At 64.9% G+C, this 17,282-nt stretch carries 19 protein-coding genes and 1 tRNA gene; 7 read left to right on the top strand and 13 right to left on the bottom strand.

Features of this window, described 5'->3' with window-relative positions; genetic code table 11:
* Positions 1 to 188: 188 nt before the first annotated feature.
* The 4 genes from AB8841_RS22105 to AB8841_RS22090 all read left to right on the top strand — a co-directional run bounded on the left by AB8841_RS22105 (position 189) and on the right by AB8841_RS22090 (position 1,723).
* Positions 189 to 584: a VOC family protein gene (locus tag AB8841_RS22105; protein WP_370437940.1), complete on the top strand. Its 396-nt coding sequence runs from the start codon at positions 189 to 191 to the stop codon at positions 582 to 584.
* A 26-nt stretch (positions 585 to 610) separates the two neighbouring features.
* The gene (locus AB8841_RS22100) at positions 611 to 1,168 is read left to right on the top strand and encodes a peptide deformylase (RefSeq protein WP_370437939.1); all 558 of its coding nucleotides are present in this window, start codon (positions 611 to 613) and stop codon (positions 1,166 to 1,168) included.
* A 108-nt stretch (positions 1,169 to 1,276) separates the two neighbouring features.
* Positions 1,277 to 1,501 (top strand): hypothetical protein, encoded by a 225-nt coding sequence (locus AB8841_RS22095; RefSeq protein ID WP_370437938.1) that lies wholly within the window; start codon positions 1,277 to 1,279, stop codon positions 1,499 to 1,501.
* A 145-nt stretch (positions 1,502 to 1,646) separates the two neighbouring features.
* A tRNA-Asp gene (locus AB8841_RS22090) sits at positions 1,647 to 1,723 on the top strand.
* A 150-nt stretch (positions 1,724 to 1,873) separates the two neighbouring features.
* Here AB8841_RS22090 and AB8841_RS22085 read toward each other — a convergent pair.
* Complete coding sequence (locus tag AB8841_RS22085; protein WP_370437937.1) at positions 1,874 to 3,841, bottom strand: PhoX family phosphatase; 1,968 nt, start codon at positions 3,839 to 3,841, stop codon at positions 1,874 to 1,876.
* Between the two features lie 135 nt (positions 3,842 to 3,976).
* Here AB8841_RS22085 and AB8841_RS22080 point away from each other — a divergent pair, with 135 nt between their 5' ends.
* Both AB8841_RS22080 and AB8841_RS22075 read left to right on the top strand, forming a co-directional pair.
* Positions 3,977 to 4,234, top strand: coding sequence for a hypothetical protein (locus tag AB8841_RS22080; RefSeq protein WP_370437936.1), 258 nt, complete (start codon positions 3,977 to 3,979; stop codon positions 4,232 to 4,234).
* 124 nt (positions 4,235 to 4,358) lie between these two features.
* Complete coding sequence (locus AB8841_RS22075) at positions 4,359 to 4,790, top strand: RNA polymerase sigma factor region1.1 domain-containing protein (protein WP_370437935.1); 432 nt, start codon at positions 4,359 to 4,361, stop codon at positions 4,788 to 4,790.
* A 229-nt stretch (positions 4,791 to 5,019) separates the two neighbouring features.
* Here the strand turns inward: AB8841_RS22075 and AB8841_RS22070 are convergent, their stop codons facing one another.
* Both AB8841_RS22070 and AB8841_RS22065 read right to left on the bottom strand, forming a co-directional pair.
* The gene (locus AB8841_RS22070) at positions 5,020 to 6,252 is read right to left on the bottom strand and encodes a DUF882 domain-containing protein (RefSeq protein ID WP_370437934.1); all 1,233 of its coding nucleotides are present in this window, start codon (positions 6,250 to 6,252) and stop codon (positions 5,020 to 5,022) included.
* 79 nt (positions 6,253 to 6,331) lie between these two features.
* Positions 6,332 to 7,033 carry a L,D-transpeptidase gene (locus AB8841_RS22065; protein WP_370437933.1) on the bottom strand — a complete coding sequence of 234 codons (702 nt, stop codon included), beginning with the start codon at positions 7,031 to 7,033 and terminating at the stop codon, positions 6,332 to 6,334.
* 95 nt (positions 7,034 to 7,128) lie between these two features.
* On the opposite strand from AB8841_RS22065, the gene AB8841_RS22060 reads away from it, so the two are divergent.
* Positions 7,129 to 7,590 carry a DUF2726 domain-containing protein gene (locus AB8841_RS22060; RefSeq protein ID WP_370437932.1) on the top strand — a complete coding sequence of 154 codons (462 nt, stop codon included), beginning with the start codon at positions 7,129 to 7,131 and terminating at the stop codon, positions 7,588 to 7,590.
* 5 nt (positions 7,591 to 7,595) lie between these two features.
* Here AB8841_RS22060 and AB8841_RS22055 read toward each other — a convergent pair whose 3' ends face one another.
* The 10 genes from AB8841_RS22055 to AB8841_RS22010 all read right to left on the bottom strand — a co-directional run bounded on the left by AB8841_RS22055 (position 7,596) and on the right by AB8841_RS22010 (position 17,260).
* A complete protein-coding gene (locus AB8841_RS22055; protein ID WP_370437931.1) occupies positions 7,596 to 8,606 on the bottom strand; it encodes a ribonuclease Z in 1,011 nt (336 codons plus the stop codon).
* A gap of 50 nt (positions 8,607 to 8,656) precedes the next feature.
* Positions 8,657 to 9,208, bottom strand: coding sequence for a cytochrome c family protein (locus AB8841_RS22050; RefSeq protein ID WP_370437930.1), 552 nt, complete (start codon positions 9,206 to 9,208; stop codon positions 8,657 to 8,659).
* The gene (locus tag AB8841_RS22045) at positions 9,189 to 10,097 is read right to left on the bottom strand and encodes a cytochrome c oxidase assembly protein (protein ID WP_370437929.1); all 909 of its coding nucleotides are present in this window, start codon (positions 10,095 to 10,097) and stop codon (positions 9,189 to 9,191) included. The genes AB8841_RS22050 and AB8841_RS22045 overlap by 20 nt, the downstream gene beginning before the upstream one ends.
* Positions 10,094 to 10,444, bottom strand: coding sequence for a hypothetical protein (locus tag AB8841_RS22040; RefSeq protein ID WP_370437928.1), 351 nt, complete (start codon positions 10,442 to 10,444; stop codon positions 10,094 to 10,096). The genes AB8841_RS22045 and AB8841_RS22040 overlap by 4 nt, the downstream gene beginning before the upstream one ends.
* 7 nt (positions 10,445 to 10,451) lie before the next feature.
* Entirely contained in the window at positions 10,452 to 11,051 is a 600-nt protein-coding gene (locus tag AB8841_RS22035; protein WP_370437927.1) for a heme-copper oxidase subunit III, read from the bottom strand.
* A complete protein-coding gene (gene ctaD, locus AB8841_RS22030) occupies positions 11,048 to 12,964 on the bottom strand; it encodes a cytochrome c oxidase subunit I (RefSeq protein ID WP_370437926.1) in 1,917 nt (638 codons plus the stop codon). Before ctaD ends, AB8841_RS22035 begins: the two co-directional genes overlap by 4 nt.
* Entirely contained in the window at positions 12,961 to 13,965 is a 1,005-nt protein-coding gene (gene coxB / locus AB8841_RS22025; RefSeq protein WP_370439342.1) for a cytochrome c oxidase subunit II, read from the bottom strand. Before coxB ends, ctaD begins: the two co-directional genes overlap by 4 nt.
* A 7-nt stretch (positions 13,966 to 13,972) precedes the next feature.
* Positions 13,973 to 14,533 carry a cytochrome c gene (locus tag AB8841_RS22020; protein WP_370437925.1) on the bottom strand — a complete coding sequence of 187 codons (561 nt, stop codon included), beginning with the start codon at positions 14,531 to 14,533 and terminating at the stop codon, positions 13,973 to 13,975.
* Positions 14,530 to 15,378, bottom strand: coding sequence for a substrate-binding domain-containing protein (locus tag AB8841_RS22015; protein WP_370439341.1), 849 nt, complete (start codon positions 15,376 to 15,378; stop codon positions 14,530 to 14,532). The genes AB8841_RS22020 and AB8841_RS22015 overlap by 4 nt, the downstream gene beginning before the upstream one ends.
* 67 nt (positions 15,379 to 15,445) lie before the next feature.
* Entirely contained in the window at positions 15,446 to 17,260 is a 1,815-nt protein-coding gene (locus tag AB8841_RS22010; protein WP_370437924.1) for a methanol/ethanol family PQQ-dependent dehydrogenase, read from the bottom strand.
* Positions 17,261 to 17,282: the final 22 nt, after the last annotated feature.

Raw genomic sequence — 17,282 nt, 5'->3', positions numbered from 1 at the left:
AACTTCGGGCGTGAAAAGTGGATTCCACTTTTGAGATCGATCCGATGCTCCCACTAGAGAACAGCGCATCGTTCCTGCAAAAACCGGGTCCACTTTTTCGCACGATGCGCTATGGGCTGTGACCGAGCTACGCCCGTTCCTGGGAGCTCCGGCGCTCTTCAAGGCTTCGATTCAACGAGAGTTTCACCATGGCCAAAGCCATTCATTCGATGATCCGGGTTCTGGACGAGCAGCGCTCGCGAGACTTCTACGGCAAGGCTTTCGGCCTGGATGTCGCGGAGCGTCTCGCCTTCGACGGCTTCACGCTGGTGTATCTGAGCAATCCGGAAAGCGAGTTCGAACTCGAACTGACCATCAATCACGACCGCACCGAGCCTTATGCCCTGGGCGACGGTTATGGTCATCTTGCCGTCTCCGTGGACGACCTGGAGGCGGAACATGCCCGCCTGACGCAGCTCGGCCTGAATCCCATGCCGATCAAGGAACTCATGCATCAGGAGAAGCGGCTGGCGAAGTTCTTCTTCGTCCAGGACCCCGACGGCTACAGGATCGAAGTGCTGCAGCGCGGCGGCCGGTACAAGTAAGACGCCCGCGCGAGAGGAGCCTGCCTGTGGCGATCCGTCCCATCCTGCGTTTTCCCGACCCGCGCCTGCGTCTGCAGGCGGAGCCCGTTGCCGCCTTCGACGGCGAACTCCGCGATCTGGCGCGGGACCTGGCGGAGACCATGCGGGCGGCTCCTGGCATCGGCATCACGGCTCCCCATATCGGGGTGCTCAAGCGGCTCGTGGCGATCCAGCTCGATGCGGACCCTGCCCCGCGCATATACGTGAACCCGCAGATCGTCCGGGCCTCGCCGGAGACGATCTGGCACGTGGAGGGAAGCGTCTCCATGCCCGGCGTCACGGACGAACTCGAGCGGCATGCCCGGGTCCGGGTGCGCTATCGCGATCTCGACGGCGACGAGCGCGAGGAGGAGGCGGAGGGTCTGATGGCCGTCTGCCACCAGCATGAGATCGATCAGCTCGACGGCATCTTCTGGATCGACCGCCTGTCCCGGCTGAGACGGGATCGCCTGATCAGGAAATTCGACAAGCTCCAGCGCCAGAGGGCGCAGGAACGGAGCAGAACATCGCCGAAGCGGCCCTTCGGGTCTGCAGAGGGACCATAACATTTTTCGGCGAAGTGGATCCGGTTCGCCGTCAAAAAATGCCACAGATCAAAAAAGAGAGCTGATTCCACCTCGGTGGAAACAGCGCCAAAAGGGAGTTCCACCCGCGTGGTTGAAGTTTTTCGCATCGAGACCATCGCCTCGGAGGAGGCGGGCGGCGGGGTGATCCGTCGGATCATGGTCCGCACCGATTCCGTCGAGAAGGCGAAGGAGCGCGCCGCCAAAGTGTTCTCGCTCGCCCGCCGGCCGCAATCCCGCGATCCCGAGATCGAGGCGGTGCGCGTGCTCGATGGGGCAGGGTACGAGGTATTTTCCATCAGCACGCGGGATTGAGCGACGAGAACCGCCCTGTGAAAAACTTGTCCGGGCTGTGGATGACGAAAACAACATTTGACAGCCCGGCCAATCACCGGTACCAGCGCGGCCTCCCCAGCGGAAATGTCGGGCCTCGGTTCGACGCGGTGGAAGAGAAAAATGCGCGGGCGTAGCTCAGTCGGTTAGAGTGCCGGCCTGTCACGCCGGAGGTCGCGGGTTCGAGCCCCGTCGCCCGCGCCACTCTCACCCTCCCCAGTACGTTCCCGTTATCGATGACATCGCCGGAGTGCGGCACGAGGGCCGATGGCCCGCTTGCTCCCTGAACGAACAAAGGAGCCGCAAGGGCCCCTTTGAGTCGTCGAATGACGATGGCGCGGATCAGGCGATCCTTCAGGCGATCCTGCCACCGCCCTTCTTGGTGATCACGAGCACGGAGGGGCGAGGCGGAACGCCGTCCTTGAAATCCGGCCAGCGGGTGATCGGGTTTTCGAAGCTCGCCTGAACGCCGTCCTCCGGCTCGCCGGGATGCTGCACCGCCAGGAACAGCGACTCGTCGTTGGGCGTGAAGCAGGGGCCGCACATTTCGGCGCCCACCGGGACGCGGAAGAAGTGCTTGGAGGTTCCGCGCATCTCGCCCTCGGTTTCGAGCGCCCAGAGACCGTCGGCGCGGCCCGTGGCCTTGGCGTTGTTGCCGTCGGTGGCGATCCAGAGGCGGCCCTGGCTGTCGATGGCGCAGTTGTCGGGCATGCCGAACCAGCCGTTCCCGGTGGTCTCCGACGAGAACGTCGCGCCCACGGCAGCCACTGCAGGGTCTCCGCACTTGACCAGGACTTCCCATTTGAACGCGGTCGAGGCGTGATCTTCGCCGTCCGGCATCATCTCGACGATATGCCCGAACGCGTTGTTGGCGCGCGGGTTCGCGGCGTCCACCTGCTCTTCCTTGCGGCGCGTGTTGTTCGTGAGCATCACGTAGACGCGGTTCGTCCGCGGGTTCGCCTCGATGTCCTCCGGCCGGTCCATCTTGGTGGCGCCGAGAAGGTCCGCCGCGCGGCGCGTCTCGATGAGCACGTCGGCCTGGCTCCTGAAGCCGTTCGCTTCGGTGAGCGGCCCCTGTCCATGGATCACCGGCAACCATGTCCCCGTGCCGTCCGCGTTGTACTTGGCGACATAGAGGGTTCCCTCGTCGAGCAGCCCGAAATTCGCGGCTCTGTTCTGCGGATCGACCTTTCCGGCCGTGACGAACTTGTACACGTAGTCGAAGCGCTCGTCGTCGCCGAGATAGATCACGTAGCGGCCGTCGCGGTTGGTGATGCCCGCCGCGCCTTCGTGCTTGGTGCGTCCGAGCGCCGTGCGCTTCTTCGGCACGAAGTTCGGATCGAAGGGATCGATTTCGACGACCCAGCCGAAGCGGTTGGCTTCGTTGGGTTCCTTGGCGAGATCGAAACGGTCGTAGAACTTGCCCCAGGCATAGGCGGGCGTGCCGATGCCGTAGCGCTTGTAGTTCCTGGCCTCGGGATGGCCGTCGCCGACCTTGCCCCAGAAATAGCCGTTGAAGTTTTCCTCGCAGCTCAGCCAGGTGCCCCAGGGAGTGACGCCGCCGGCGCAGTTGTTGACCATGCCGCGAACCTGCCGGCCGCCCGCATCGGCGGCGGTCTTCATGCGCTCGTGTCCGGCAGCCGGTCCCGTGATCTCCATGGGTGTGTCGGCGGTGATGCGGCGGTTGTACCTGGAATCCTTGGCCACCTGCCACTTGCCGTCGACGCGGCGGATTTCGACGACGGCGCCGCCATGGGCCGCGATCTCGATATCCACCAGCTCCTTCGTCATCTTGGCGAAATCGGCGTCCTTGGAATCCTGGATGCCGACGCCGGCAAACATGAGCTCCTCGTTGGTATATTCGTGGTTCGCCACGAGGAGACCGCGGTCGCTCGAACCGTCGAGCGGGATGAAGCCGATGAAGTCGCTGTTGTAGCCGAACTGGCGGGCCTGACGTTCGGCCGTCTGGTTCATGGGATCGAATTCAGGGGCATCCGGGAAAATCGGATCGCCCCAGCGCAGCAGCACCTGGGCGTCGTAGCCCTCGGCCACGTGGTGGGTCTGGTCGACACCGGCTTCGATCTCGGCGAAATCGAAGGACCCCGCCTGTGCCTTCCTGGCCGGCTGCTCGTTCGCCGCCAGGGCTCTGGTTCCGACCGTGGCGGAAATCGCCGCCACGGCGAGCGAGCCCCGCAGAAGATCGCGCCGGTTGAAGCGCGTGGCGATGATCTCGCCCATCGTGAGGTTTGCCGTCGGGTTGATGCCGACATCGCCCGAATCTTCCAGCTCGCTCGCGCGAAGGCGGCCCTTGTGCTCGTCCATTTGGCTTCTCCGTCTCCTGTGACGAGACTGCCTTAGAATCGTTCCATGTAAGCTGCGTGACAGGCTCCTGTCCGACGTTCCTGCCCGGGACGATTGCCGGGGACAGGATGCGCCCGATCGTGTATGGATCAGACCATGACCGATGACACCTCCGCTCTCCGCATCCAGCTCGCCGACCAATGGCAGAAGCTCGCCATCGAGCTGATCAAGAAGGGCCTGCCGGCCGACATCATCTTCGAGTCCCTGCTCACCGTCGGCCTCGCCGGTCAGGTCGAGGTGCTCGGAAAGGACGTGGCGGCAGCCCGACTCGCCGCGATCGCCGAGCAGCTCTCCGAGCAGGTCCGGCAGCAGAAGGAGGCGCTTCAGGAGGCCTCCGGCGCAACGAAGAACTGAACCGGCGGGAGGCGAGCGGCCACTCCTGAAAAATGTCGCCGGACATTCTTCCATCGCGTGCAACGCCACGCCAGATTGCGGCGTTAGGCTGTTAAGCCTTGTGGAACCTTGAGGTGATGTCCTCATGCAGCCGGCATTCGACAGCGACATTCTGGGCCGTTTGGTCTCCCTCGGGCGGGAGCGCGGACATCTCACGACGGCGGACCTTCGCGCCGGCCTTCCCATCGAGCGCATGAGCGCGGAAGAGATCGCGCTGGTCGTGGTTCATCTTGAGGAAACAGGCATTCCGGTCGAACTCGAGAAGGGTTTGCTTCCAGACCGCCCGAAACCGACACCGGCCCCCCGGCACAGCGCTCAGATCATCCCCTTTCCCGGGCCGCGGGCGAAGCGCAGCGCGCCGAACGCGAGACCTGCGCTTCCGCCGAAGGCTCCACCGGTTCCGCAGCCGCCTCAGGCCACGGATGAGACGCCGCTTCCCGTCCGCTGGATCATCGCCGGGATCGGGGTGCTCGTCTTCACGGTCGCCTCGCTCGCCGTCTTCGCGGCGGCCATCTGATCCGATCGGAGCCCGTTAGAGCATCGGACGTGAAAAGTGGAATCCACTTTTGGGATCGAATCCGATGCTCCCACTATAGAACAGCGCATCGTGCGAAAAACCGGGTCCACTTTTTCGCACGATGCGCTAGAGCCTTTTCCATGAACTTCGGTTCATGGAAAAGGCTCTTGTTGTTTGAGAAAGACGCCTTTTCTTCGCAAAACCGGCATCCACTTTTGCGGAAAAGGCTCTAGCCGGCATTGGCCCAGATGTTCCTGGGAGGCCGTTGCTCGAGCCGTGGAAGAGGTTTGATCGCCGGGCCCGTGAAGCGCCCGGTGGTCAGCTCGCCGAGCGTCTCCGCCGAGAACCCATTGTCGAGCCATGCGGTCTTGGGCTCGAAGAGCGAACGGACGGCGGCCCTCACGTTGTAGCCCAGAATCGGCTCGAAGGAGGCCGCGGGTCTGCCGCTCGGCTGCGCCGCGAGTGCGATCCGGGCGGGCGGTACCGGCGGATCGAAGGACGCGACCCGAGGCATGACCTGCGGCGCCGCTTGAGGCATGAGATCCTGCGGCCGCTGGGGCGGCAGGGGCGCGGGCGGCGCAACGGCCTCAGGCGCAGCCGAAGCGACCTGGACCGGCTGCTGCTGGGCAGGGGCCTGCGGCGGCGTCTTCCGTCCAAAGACATTCGCCAGAACCGTGCCGATGGAGCCGCCGCCCGCCGAAGCCTGCTGGGCGAGGGCGGCGTTGCGGGAGGCAATCTCGACCCTGGCCTGCTCGTAGCCGGGAAGCGGCTTGCCGTTGGCAGGAAGGTGAGCGGTCTTTCCGTCCGGGAAGAGGCGCGCGAGCTGCTGCTGCGACATGCGCGGCCAGGCGCGGACATTGCCCGTGTCCACATGCACGAAGTTGGACGAGGCGTAATAGCCGACGCCGCCGTATTGCAGGCGCATGGCAACTTCCCGAAGGCGCTCGGTGGAGACGTCGGGCAGGCGGATGTCCATGGCCTTGCCGAGCATGTGCTGGCTGTTCTCCGCCACCCCGCTGGACCGGGCGCGCAGGGCTGAGTTCGTCTCGGGCGAGCGGTAGGACGAGATGATGTGGATGGGCTGCCGCGATCCGGACTCTTGATAGACCTCCCACAGAACGTCGAAGAGCCGCGGATCCATGCGCGCGGGCTTGTCGTTGCGCCAGTCCCGCAGGAACCAGTTGAGCTGGGTCAGGGCCTGCTCGTCATATTGCCCGTTCTTGCGGAACGTGATGGTGAGGCTGTCCTGGCGATGCGTGTGGACGAAGCTCAGGGTCCGGGTCTCGCCCTCCGCCTGCACGATCGTGTTCCAAGGGTACAGGGCAAGAAGACTAGCCGCTCCGGCAAGAAGATAAGCAATCTTTAGGCTCGTTTTCCTGACGTGCCCGCAATTGTCCGCGAGCACACCCGCCGCACGATATTTGCCGAACGACCGTTCCGGTCGGTCCGTGATGTCCCGCATTTTGGTTTTATCCCGCTACCCTTACGAGAGGTGTGGCGGTCAACCATGGCAAAAATAGGCTTAATACTTCGTTCGCGCGCTACGTTGCCCGTGCGGTATGCGGCCCGCGCCGGCTTCCCGAACCGAGAACTACCACTTTCGTGCCGAGAGGCGTGTGGTTGTAGAGGTCGATCGCATCCTGGTTGATCATGCGGATGCAGCCGGACGAGACGTTCGTGCCGATGGTCCAGGGCTCGAAGGTGCCGTGAATGCGATAGAGCGTATCCTTGTTACCCTGCCAGAGATACATGGCGCGGGCGCCCAGGGGATTGCCGGGACCTCCGGGCATGCCGGGACCTCCGGGCAGATCGCCCATCTGCCTCATCAGCTCGGGCTGGCGTCCGAACATCTCCTTGGGCGGGTACCAGTCGGGCCATTCCTGCTTGTCCTTGATGACGGCCGTGCCCGACCAGCTGAAGCCGGAGCGTCCGACGCCGACGCCGTAGCGGACCGCCATGCCGTCCCTCAGGACGAGGTAAAGATAGCGGGTTTGAGGATCGATCACGATGGTGCCGGGCTCCTCGTCCCTGTCATAGGCGACGACCCGGCGAAGGTAATTGGGATTAATCCGCGATAGGTCGATCCCCGGAACCGGATAGAGGTCGTTCTCGACGGGAGCGTAGATCGCCCGATAGGACGAATGGGGCGCCGGCTGTTGAGCGAGGCTCGGAGCGGCCGGAAGGCTCGAACAGACGGCTGCGGCTGGAACGCCCAGCACAAAGGCGCGACGATTGAGGTCCATCTTCACTCTCCCCAAGGCTTCGACCTGGCAATAAGAAGACGCAGGACCACACGGCTCGGTTTCATGGAGCCGAGCCTTAAGATCGGGAGGGGGCGATGGTTGAGAATATGTCCTGGGCATGGATGGGCGGCATCGCGCTGCTCGTCCTGGCGTTCCTCGTCGCGCTGGTCTGGGTGCGCCGCGTCCGCTATCGCCGCACGTCGGTCATGACCGCCAACGAGCGCGAATTCTATCAGCGCCTGCTCCAGGCGCTTCCCGATTGCGAGATCTGGCCGCAGGTGCCGCTTCTGGCTCTCGTGAGGCCCGACGCGCGGGAGGGCAGCCGCACCTTCTGGGTCGCGTTCAAGCAGATCTCCAACGCCCGCGTCGACTGGGCGATCGCCCGCGACATGGAGGTGATCGCCCTGATCGAGCTCGATGATCGCTCGCACGATGCGAAGCGCGACGCCAGGCGCGACCAGATCCTCAAATCCTGCGGCTATCGGGTCCTGCGGTTCCAATCGAAGAAACGTCCGGACCCGGAGCAGATCCATGCCGCGGTGTTCGGGGCGCGGTAATCCGATCAAGCCGTCAGGGACCGTGCTTCGCCGGCCTGAAAACTCTCGGCGAGTTCCTGCCGAAGCGCATCGGGTTCGGCGATGTAGCGCGCCGAATGGTGGAACGGCGTCACGCGCCGCACGTTGGCCTCGCGGGCGAGAGAGCCCGCTTCCCATGCGGTCAGATGGCGCGAGGCTTCGGCAAGGGGCCGGTCGCTTTCGAGAAACACGGCCTCGATGAAGAGCTGATCCGCGTCCTTCGCCAACCGCCGGATCCTGGCGCCGTTTTCCGCATGCGGCGCGGCGTCGGTGACGTAGGCGACCACCTGGCCCGGAGCCAGGCGCAGGGCGCGATGCTTCAGCTCTCCGAGCCCGAGAAGCCTGCCGTCCGGCACGCGGATCGGATGATCGTCCGGCAGGCCACGGCGGACGGCCTGCTTCGCCTCGTTCAGCCAGGGCCCCGGCGGCAATCCCATCTCGGCCAGAACGCCACGCCAGACATTCACCTGCATGACCTCCCGCAAGGCGAAGGCGAGCGATGGAATGCCGTGATCCAGGGCAACCGCCTCGATCACGAAGTCGGCTTCCGCCCATGCGAGACCCTCCGCGAATCGCGGCGCCTGCACGTCGCGCCGGGCGAAGGCTTCGCGGGCGTGGAACTCGGCCGCCTTCACGAGGCGGGAGCCGTCGTAATCCATGGCCCGGAGGCCGAAATCGACCGAGTTCTCGTCGAGCAGGTTCCAGGTGAAGCTGCGGATCCGGTGCTCGATCCGATCCGTGAAGCCCGGCGGGCCGATCAGGACGAGCGGCGAGGCACGGTGGAGGCACAGCCTGAACAGCCGGTCGAACCCGGCGAAATGGTCGACATGGGTATGGGACACGAACACATGGCTCACCCGCAGCAACTCGCGCGAGGAGAGGGCGCTCACGTCTCCCAGATCGAACAGGATCGCCCGGCGTCCGAACCGGAAATCGAGATAGGCGCCGGGATCGCCGAAGGGATCGTTCACGAGGCGGGGTTGCACGAGCCAGGACATGAACGGCCAACGAGCCCGCCTTCCCCGGTGTTCCCGGGCCGCGATGGCCGTTACCGGAGCGAGTAGAGATAGGCCGCCACGTCCCTCGCCTCGTCCTCCGATATTCCGGTCACCGGCATGGCGGTCTTCGGGTTCACGTCGCGCGGGTTGACGATCCAGCGGATCAGGTTCTCCGGAGAGTTCGGCAGCATGCCCGCGACATAGATGCGCCGGGAGATGCTGTCGAGCGGGGGGCCGACGAGGCCGTTGGCGCGGGAGATGCCGGGAATGGTGTGGCATCCGGCGCAGCCATAGCGCACGACGTGGGCCGCGGCGCGGGTGATGTCGCCTCCGGTCATGCGCTCCGCCCGCTGCTCGCGCTGGCGCATGTCCCGATAGGCATGGGCCGCATAGCCCGCGGCAACCGCGATGAGCAGAAGAACGAACCCGATCGCGGCGCTGCGCGGGAGCCCGTAGGGCGTCTCGACGAAGGGGATGAAGGCGGCCTCTCGCGTGGAGCGTCGTCTGGTGCCGCGCGGCTGTCTCGACCGCTTGACGAGGGAATAGCCGACCGCGAGAGCGCCGAGAGCCGTGAAGGCCAATTTACCGAGGAAGCGAGGCATGGGCTCCTCCCGGGGCGGACAGGGTGCTCGACCGATGGATCCAGATCCCCATCATGACGAGGGAGGCGGCCGCGTAAACGACGCCCGCCGGAATCCACATGATCAGCCCCGCAAGCTGCTGATCTTCGAGAGGGCTGAGCCCCCATTCCGGAGCGGCGGCGGTCTGGCCGGGATAGGTCGGCGTCTTCGTCAGGGAAATCAGGATGCCGAGAAATCCCGAATGAAGCGCGGTGAGGAAAAGGTAGAACGCCGCCACGCCGTAGCCGCGCACGCGGGCCCTTCCGCGCAGAAGCGCCCACCAGAACAGGATCGCCGTGGCGAAGAAGCTGATGTGCTGCAGCCCATGAACGACAGGGTTCGCCAGCGCCGCATTGAACAGGATCGGCACGTGCCAGATCCAGATGGCGATGCCGTGGATGAGCGTCGCCACGGCAGGATCGATGAGGAACGACCAGATGCGGGCGATGATCCGGTTGCGCTCGATTGTCCCGGCGATGCGCCGTCCGCCCGGAGGCAGGGCCCACAGCATTCCCGCGATGGGCCGCGCCATCACCAGGAGCGGGGCGGAGACCGCCATGAGGATCTCATGCTCGATCATGTGCGCCGTAAAGAGCCGCTCGCCCAGGGCGTGAACGGGTGAGACGAGGGCGACGGCGAGAAGGGTCCATCCGATCAGGAAGCAGCAGAACTGCCATGAGCGGACGCCGCGTCCGATCCCGGCCTTGCGCCAGAGGCGGACGATGCCCGTCAGGTAAAGAGCCGCCGAGGCGAAGAGAGCCGCCGCGACCCAGGTCTCGAGAGCCCATGGCGAGGGGAGGTGATGAGCACCGCCATGGGCGAGGGCGCCCGTCGGGACGAGAAGGATGAAGCATGCCAGCAGGATGCTCATCGCTCGCACCCATGGAACATGAGCCCGGCCACGCCCTGGAGAACGATGACGGCCGTGAACAGGGCCGCGATCGCCATGCCGGCGAGAGCCGTGAAGCGGTGAGGGCGCCCGGCGCCCGTGCTGTCGGAAGGCGGCGTGATGGGCGATAGCCTGAAGGCGCGCCAGGACAGAAGCCCTCCCACGAGGCTCACAAGCGCAGCCGCGACGGAGACGACGGGAACGAGCCTGACCTGATGGGCGCAGATCCAGGGCACGAGGGCGTAATTGAGCTGCGTGTTGATGAGCCAGGCCAGAGGCCCGAGGAAGATCCCGGCCGACGGAATGCCTGTGCGAAGAGCGGCCATCATGAGCGCCTCACATCCTCGGAACCCAGTAGAGAATGGCGTAGATCGGAAGCCATGTGAGCACGACGAAGTTCCAGTAGAAGGCATTGTCCCCCACGTCGCTGAAGCGCTTGCCGTGCCCATGGCGGGTGAACATGAGGACGGTCAGGACGATGGTGTCGCCGAGATCCGTCAGGACGTGCAGCGTGTGCAGGCCGAGCAGCAGCCACACGACCGAGCCATAACCGTTCTGGTCCCAGCGCACGTGCAGGCTGAAGAACTCGAAATAGCGGATGACGAGCAGCACGACGCCGATCACGCTCATGATGACGAGATAGAGACGGACCTTGGGAAGGTCCTGTCGCTTCCCGCTTTTTCCGGCGAGGTGGTTCGGCCAGACGCTCGCGAGCAGCACCAGGGTGAAGAGACCGGACCAGAGCAATCCCGGTGCGGGGGCGCTCAGCGGCCATTGCGGATTGATGAAGGCGAGATAGAGATACGCCCCGATCACCATCGCGAAGCCCATGCCTTCCACGGCGCAGAAGGCCAGGGTGCCCCACCAGGTCGTCATGCGGGGGCCGTAGGCGTGATCGGGCAGGGCGGAGAGATCCTGGACGGGTTGATGCCTCATGCCTCGTCCTCCTTGTTGTTCTTCGGCCAGAACCATCCGACCAGCGTGAAGGCCACCAGCAGGCCGCCCCACACCACGGCCCAGGGCGTGAAGATCGAGCCCACGAAGGCGATCGTGGTGGCGATCGCGGCCAGGAGCGGCCAGATCGAGGGCTCGGGAGAGCTCTCGCGCAGATCGGCCCTGGCTTCGGAGATCGTCGTGACGACGAGTTCGCGCTTCTCGACGGCAAGCCCCGTCGCCACGGGCAGCTTCTCGCGTTCGGCCCAGAGCGGCTCGCGATTGATCACGAAGGGAATCCGGTTGAAGTTCTGGGGAGGCGGCGGCGACGCGGTGGCCCATTCGAGGGTGCCCGCGTCCCAGGGATTGTCTCCCGCGAGAGGCCCCCGGCGCGCGCTCGCGATCATGTTGTAGAGGAACACGACGAAGCTTACGAACAGAACGAGCGCCCCGATGGTGGAGAGCAGATTGTAGGTGCTCCAGCCCATCTCCGGCTGATACGTGTAGACCCGGCGGGGCATGCCCATGAGCCCGGTGATGTGCATGGGGAAGAACGCCAGGTTGAAGCCGACGAAGGCAAGCCAGAAGTTCCACTTGCCGAGGCGCTCGCTCATCATGCGCCCGGTGAATTTCGGGAACCAGTAATAGACGGCGCCGAGCAGCGGGAACACGTTTCCGCCGATGAGAACGTAGTGGAAATGCGCCACCACGAAGTAGGTGTCGTGAACCTGCGTATCGAGCGGCACGGAAGCCAGCATGATGCCGGAGAGCCCGCCCAGCACGAAGATGAAGAAGAAGCCGATGACGAAGAGAAGCGGGGTGCGGAAGACCGGCCGCCCGTCCCAGAGGGTCGCGATCCAGCAGAAGATCTGAATGCCGTTGGGAATGGCGATCAGCATGCTGGAAGCGGTGAAGAAGCTCGCTCCGAGCTGGGGCAGGCCCGTGGTGAACATGTGGTGCACCCACAGGCCGAACGAGAGAAAGCCCACTGAGATCATCGAGAGCACGAGGGGAAGGTAGCCGAAGGCCTGCCGCCGCGAGAACGTGACCACGATGGCCGAGACCCAGCCCGTGGCCGGGATGAAGATGATGTAGACCTCCGGATGCCCGAAGAACCAGAACAGGTGCTGGTAAAGGAGCGCATCCCCGCCTTCCGCCGGGTTGAAGAAATGGGTGCCCACGAGCCTGTCCATCATCAGCATCGCCGAGGCGGTCACGACGGCCGGCAGGGAAAAGACGATGATGAAGGCGTTGATCAACTCCGCCCAGACGAAGAGCGGAATGCGGTCGAGGGTCATGCCGGGCGCGCGCTGCTTGAACACCGTCACGATGACCTGCACCGCGACCGCAAGGCCGGAGACCTCCGTGAAGGTGATCATCTGGGCCCAGAAATCGACGCGCTTGCCGGGCGCGTTCTCCGGTCCCGACAGGGGAACGTAGGAGAACCAGCCGGCATCGGGCCCTGTATTGAGCATGAAGGCGAACCAGACCATCAGGCCGCCCGCCAGATAGACGTAGTAGGAATAGGCGTTGAGGCGCGGGAAGGCGATGTTGCGGGTGCCGACCATGAGGGGCACGAGATAGACCGCGAAGGCCTCGCCGATCGGCACGCCGAAGAGAAACATCATCGTCGTGCCGTGCATGGTGAAGATCTGATTGTAGAGATCGGGGCCGATCAGCTGGTTCTCGGGCCGCGCGAGCTGCAGGCGCATGACGATCGCCGCGAGACCGCCGAGAAAAAGGAAGAAGATGGCCGTGAAGATGTAGCGGCGGCCGATGATCTTGTGGTCGACCGTGGAAAGCGCGCCGATGATCCCCCTGGCCGTGCCCCAGGTCTTGGCAAGCCGCGCCGACAGTTCGGCATCGCTCAGATCGGTGTCGCGCAACTCGTCCTTGCCGGCAGCAAGATCGCTCACTTCAGGCTCTCCAGATAGATGGCCAGCGGCTGAATCTCCTCCGGCGCGAGTTGGATGAGGGGCATGTGCACGCCCGGCTTGATCCGCTGCGGATCGATGATCCAGGCGGCGATGTTGCCGCGTGTCGTGGGAAGGGTGCCCGCGCCGATATACTGGCGGCTGCCCACATGGGTAAGGTCGGGCGCGACCTTGCCGCCGGCGGAGGTGCCGCGGATCTCGTGGCACATGATGCAGGGCTTGGTCATGAAGACCTCCATGCCCTTCTGCGCCTCGGGATCGTCGGGCGCCCGCGCCGCGGCGATCTGCCCGTCGCGCCAGCGCTCGAAATCCTGCCTGCTCTCGGCCACGATGATGAGCCCCATATGGGCATGCTGCCAGCCGCAGAACTCGGCGCATTGTCCGCGATAGATTCCCGGCCGGTCCGCCTGGATCTCGATCTCGTTCTGGCGTCCGGGAATGGCGTCCATCTTCCCGTTGAGGCTCGGCACCCAGAAGGAATGGATGACGTCGCCGGCCTCGAGCTTGATCAGCACCTTCTCGCCGACCGGAATGTGGATCTCGTTGGCGGTCGTGAAGGTGCGGGCGGGCGAGGCGTCCTCGTATTGCACCTTCCACCAGAATTGCTGGCCCGTGACCAGCAGGGTGAGCGGCCCGTCCCGGTGCGCGAACAGCACCCTTTGGGCGCCGTAGCTCACGACGGCCAGGGACATGACTGTCATGACCGTGAGCGCGACCGCGCAGGAGACGACGATGGTCATGCGCCGCTCCGTGCCCGGCCGGGTCATGAGCGGATCCGCATCCGGAGCGCGCCTGCGGCGCAACGCCAGGAGGAGCATGAGGATCGTCGCCGTCCAGATCGTGCCCAGGATCGCAAGGAAGATCCAGAAGAGCCGCGAGAGAGCGTCGGCATGGGGACCATGGGGATCCAGGGCGGATTGCCAGCCGGTGCATCCCGAGAGAGCCAGGGCGATCGGAACGATGAGGAATGGACGCACCCGCATCATGGCCTCACTGAGGCATCTGGGCGGATGGCGGAATCATGCCGCCCTGGTGCATCTCGGCCGGAGGGCGGCGCTGCTCGGCGGGGCCCGGGCTCATGGCGTCCCTGCGTCCCGGCGACGCGGTCTTCGGCGTGTAGCGGCCCATGGAGCGCACATAGGCCGCAATCTCCCAGATCTGATCGTCCGGGATCTTGCCGCGGAAGGACGGCATGCCGTTCGGGCGGCCCTCGCGGATCGTCTGCACGATGTTCTCGATCGAGCCGCCGTAGATCCACCGGTCGTCCATCAGCGCCGGGCCGGAATCGCCCCCGCCATTGGCGTGGCAGCCGTTGCAGTTGAACCAGTGATAGAGCTTCTGGCCCTGGCTGATGTGATAGGCGTTGTCTTCGTATTCCTGGCCCTTGCCCGAGGTCCGCTGCGTGGGGGGCGACGAACCGGCGGAGATCGACGAGAGGGTGATCTCCTCGTCAGTCTCCCCCGACATCTGCGGCGGACGGAATTCCCGTTTCTCGCGCTCGCAGGCCGTGAGCAGAAGCACCGCGAGCGGGAACAACCAGAGAGCCCTCATGGCCGGGTCCCCGTATGTTTCGACGGCCGGTCCAGGCGCGGAACGCCGTATTCATCGAGAATGGCGTCGATCTGCGGCTTCAGGCGTGTGAGCGCGCCTTCGATCTCGTCGCGCAGCGCATCGTCCTCCTTCCGGACCGCCATGGAGATGTCCCACGCCATCGGCAGCTGAGGGCCGTCAAAGAGAGGCCTGACCGGCGTGACTTTCAGCGGGGCGGATTCCCGCGTCGCGAAGTAGCCGCCGAGCGGCCCCCAGGCGATGGCGACGTCGATGGTTCCATCGGCCACCGCCTCGATGATCCGGGCCGGCGGGTTCGGCTCGCGATAATCGCCATAGAGGCTGAAGCCGCGCACGTTCTCGACGATGCCCCGCTTGGAGAGGGCATGGGCGGGCGGCGTGTTCCAGCCGTCGTCGCCCACGAGCTGCACGCCGACCTTCACTTTGCGAAGAACCGCATCGTTGAAGGATTGCGGCGCAGCCTCGTCCATGCGCGTCACGAAGACATAGGACGAGCGGTAATAGGGGAAGGTGGTGCGCACGCCCTCGATGTTGCTCGGAAGGCCCGGCACCAGATCGCAGGTTTCCGCTTTCAGCCCTTCGCGCAGGAACCCCCTGCGCTGGGCGCGCCAGGTATAGCTGAGCATGGCGTTCAGATCGCGGGCGATCAGATCGACGATTTTGTTCTCGAAGCCTTCGCCCTTGTCGTTGGAGAAGGGCAGGTTGTTCGGATCGGCGCAGACCCTGAGCTCGCGGGCCTCGGCGGCACCGGCCGTCAGCAGCGCCGCGACAAGGATGGTTCCAGCGCATCGTGCGAAAAAGTGGCCCCGGTTTTTCGCCGGAACGATGCGCTCATTTAGGAAGCGAGCATCGGATCTGTCCCAAAAGTGCAAATCCACTTTTGGGTCCGATGCTCTAGGGAAGCGCGAAGACATACAGCGTTCCTCCCTTCGTCGTGACATCCTTCAAGTCGCGCATGGCGTTGACGAAGCCTTTCGCGGCCGTGCCGTCGCGCGGGTCGAGATCGTTCGACACGATCGCGCCCGCCCAGCCGCCGACGCCGGACAGGATGGCGACATATTGCTTGCCGTCGGGGCCGCGATAGGTGGTGGGTTGCCCGATGATCCCGGAACCCGTCTTGAACTGCCACAGCACCTCGCCGGTACGGGCATGGACGGCTTTGAACCAGCCGTCCATGGTGCCGTAGAAGACCAGGTCTCCCGCCGTCGCCATGGCGCCGCTCCACAGGGGGAATCTCTCGTTGATGGTCCAGAGCTCCTTGCCCTCGCGGATGTCCCAGGCCGAGAACTCGCCCATATGCCCGCCGGGCCCGGGGAACATGCGCACCTCCGCCCCCACGTAAGGCGTGCCGGCGATGTAGTTGGGCTCCACGCTCTCCCAATCCATGCACATGTTCATATGCGGGATGTAGAGAATGCCGGTCTTGTGCGAGAAGGCGCTCGGATTCCAGTCCTTCGAGCCGGGCGCCGTGGGGCATATGTCGCGCACGACGCGGTTGTTGATGGGCTCCTTGTCGGAGTTGTACTGAATGCGGCCGGTCTTGAGATCGACGCCCGTCACCGCGGTGAGCGCGTGGAACGGCTTTGCCGAGAGAACCTCGCCGGTGGTGCGGTCGATCACATAGACGAAGCCCGTGCGGCCCGGATGCACCAGCACCTTGCGCGGCTGCCCCTCCCACTCGATGTCGAGCAGGATCATCTCGTTGATGTTGTCCCAGTCATGGAGGTCGTGGGGCGCGGTCTGATAGAACCAGCGCGCTTCGCCGGTATCGGGGTCCCGCGCGAAGATTCCGGCCGTCCATTTGTTGTCGCCGGGGCGCTGATTGGGGTTCCAGGGACCGGGATTGCCGGTGCCGTAGAAGATGAGGTTCAGGTCCGGATCGTAGGAGATCCAGCCCCAGACCGTGCCGCCGCCCTGTTGCCAGGCTTCCGGCGGCCAGGTGCTGACGCCGAGATCCTTGCCCTTGTCGGTGTCGTAGAACGGCTTGAAGCCGGGGCCGATCTTCACGTCCTGGTCGGGGCCGGTGTGATAGGCCTTCCAGACGCTTTGCCCACTATTGGCGTCGAGCGCCTGAATCCAGCCGCGCACCCCGAATTCGCCGCCGGAGATGCCGACGATCACCTTGTCCTTCACCACGAGGGGAGCCATCGTCATGGTCTCGCCCATGTTGATGTCGCCGAGCTTCGTCTTCCACACTTCCTCGCCGGTATCGGCGTTCACGGCCACCGCGTGGGCATCGAGGGTCGTGAAATAGATCTTGCCGTTCGCGAATGTCGGGCCGCGATTGACCACGTCGCAGCAGGCGACGCCCTGCGCGGCGGAATCGGGCTTCGGGTTGTATTGCCATTTCAGCGGCGCGCCGGGCTGCGACAGGTCGAGCGCATAGAGTATGTTCGGATACGGCGTGAGCACGTACATGGTGGAGCCGACCACGAGCGGGGAGGATTCCTGCCCCTTGTTCACGCCGGTCGAGAACGTGAAGGCCACCTTCAGGTTCTTCACGTTATCCGTGTTGACCTGGTCGAGTTCGCTGTAGCGGGTGCTGGCGTAGTTCTTGGCCGGCATGGTCCATTGGCCGTCGTCCTTCGGAGCGGCTGCCGGCGGCGGCGTCGGAACGGGCTGCTGCTGGGCGAGGGCGGGAAGGCACAGAGCCAGAGAGAACAACGCCTGAACGGCACCACGGCGGAGAACGGCCAAGCCTCGGTGCATCCCCACAACCTCACACCCGATA

This window comes from Microvirga sp. TS319 (genome assembly GCF_041276405.1).
Lineage (GTDB): Bacteria > Pseudomonadota > Alphaproteobacteria > Rhizobiales > Beijerinckiaceae > Microvirga.
This window is presented reverse-complemented; position numbering and strand designations above follow the sequence as displayed.